The following is a 2,129-nucleotide window of genomic DNA, read 5'->3' as shown; positions in this document are numbered from 1 at the left end:
CCCCACCCTCACCACCCTCCTGCACCACACCCTCGACAACCCCACCACCATCCCCACCCTCCACCGCAAACACCCCGAACCAGAAACCCTCACCACCGCACTCGCCACCCTCCACACCAACGGCCACCCCACCACCCTCCACACCCCACACACCCCCACACACCACCTCGACCTGCCCACCTACCCCTTCCAACGCAACCGCTACTGGATGGAGCCGGTCAGGGTCGCCGAGGTCAGTGGTCCGTCGGGGGCCGATCGGCTGCGTTATCGCGTCGCATGGGAGGCCGCGGCCGAGGACTACGCCGTGTCCTCGGCGGAGCGCTGGCTGCTCCTCGGCAGGAGCGATCCGGCGGATGCCGGAATCCTCGTCGGCGTCGAAGAGCAACTCGTCGCCCATGGGGCTGCCGTCCAGCGTCTCGACTTACCGGCGTCCGCCGGGCGGGAGGCCATTGCCGAGCTGCTCCGAACCGCCTGTGAGGGGGCCGAGCCATGCGGCCGGGTTCTGTGGCTCGCTCCTGCGGAGCCCGGTCTTGCCGACGCCGTGGCTCTGCTCCAGGCCCTGGGAGACGCCGGATCGGACGCTCCCCTGTGGCTCGCCACTCGCGGTGCGGTGGCGGCGCAGGCCGGCGAGGCACCTTCCGTCGGGGGAGCACAGCTGTGGGGTCTGGGCCAGGTCGCCGGTCTGGAACTCGCCGATCGCTGGGGCGGCCTGGTGGATCTGCCCGCCGATCCCGCTCCGGCCGCGCTGCGTGGGCTCGCGCGGGTGCTCGTCTCGAACGCCGCGGACAACCAGGTCGCCGTACGGGCCTCTGGTGTCTTCGTCCGTCGTGTGGTTCCCGCGCCCGGCCGGCCCGTGCGGAACGACTGGGCTCCTTCCGGGACCGTGCTCATCACCGGCGGCACGGGGGCGCTGGGCGCTCAGGTCGCGCGCAGGCTCGCCCTGGCCGGAGCGCCGCATCTGCTGCTGGCCGGACGTCGTGGGAGCAGTGGTGCGGCCGAGCTGGTCGACGAGCTCACCGCGCTCGGCGCCGAGGTCACCGTCGCGGCCTGTGACGCCGCCGACCGCGACGCACTGGTCTCTCTGCTCGCCACGATCCCGGAGCACCGCCCGCTGACGGCTGTGCTGCACGCGGCCGGGGTGCTCGACGACGGAGTGCTCGACGGACTCACCCCCGAACGCATCGACGCGGTGCTGCGGGCCAAGGCCACCGCCGCCCGCCATCTGGACGAATTGACCGCCGATCTCGACCTGGACGCCTTCGTGCTCTTCTCCTCGATCGTCGGGGTGTGGGGCAATGGCGGGCAGGCCACGTACGCGGCGGCCAACGCGGCCCTCGACGCGCTCGCCCACGGGCGGCGGGCGCGGGGGCAGCGCGCCACGTCGATCGCCTGGGGCCCGTGGGCCGGTTCCGGGATGGCGGCCGGCGCCGGGGCGAAGTCCTTCGCACGGGACGGCATCGACGTACTGGAGCCGGAACAGGCACTCGACCTGCTGGAGCAGGCAGTCCGCTCCGACGAGACCACCCTGGTCGTCGCCGACGTGGACTGGGAGACCTTCCTGTCGTCCTCGGCATCCCGCCGCTTCCAGCTGCCGTTGTTCGGCAGGATCCCGGCCGCGCGTGCGGTCGCCGCATCCGCTGCCGACGGCTCACCGGACGACGTGCCCGTCTGGTTGTCGCCGCAGCTCTCGGCGGCCGAGCGGCAGCTCCGTCTACTGGATCTGGTGCGTACGGAGGCCGCCTCGGTGCTTAGGCACGGCTCGGCCACGGCCGTCGACGCGGAAACGGCGTTCCGGGCAGGCGGGTTCGACTCCCTCACCCTCGTGGAACTGCGCAACCGGCTGGCCTCCGCCACGGGGCTGCGCCTGAGCAACACGCTGTTGTTCGACCATCCGACTCCGGCCGCTGTGGCCGGTTACTTGGGCGAGCAGTTGTTCGGGACCGAGCCGCCCGCGGCGGCCGGCCACGTCGACGCCGGCGCTCGGACCGTCGTCGCATCGGACGAGCCGATCGCGGTGGTGGGCATGGCCTGCCGCTACCCCGGCGGCGTGGCCACACCGGACGATCTGTGGGAGCTGGTGGCCTCCGGAACCGACGCCATCTCCACGTTCCCGACCGACCGCGGCTGGG

Annotated in this window: 1 protein-coding gene; it reads left to right on the top strand. The window is 72.7% G+C overall.

Translation table 11 applies throughout. The features are described 5' to 3' along the window. On the top strand, positions 1 to 2,129 hold a 2,129-nt coding region (locus tag IE212_RS34390), incomplete at both ends, for a beta-ketoacyl reductase (RefSeq protein WP_190201921.1).

The organism is Streptomyces djakartensis, from assembly GCF_014651075.1.
Classification (GTDB): domain Bacteria; phylum Actinomycetota; class Actinomycetes; order Streptomycetales; family Streptomycetaceae; genus Streptomyces; species Streptomyces djakartensis.
This window is presented reverse-complemented; position numbering and strand designations above follow the sequence as displayed.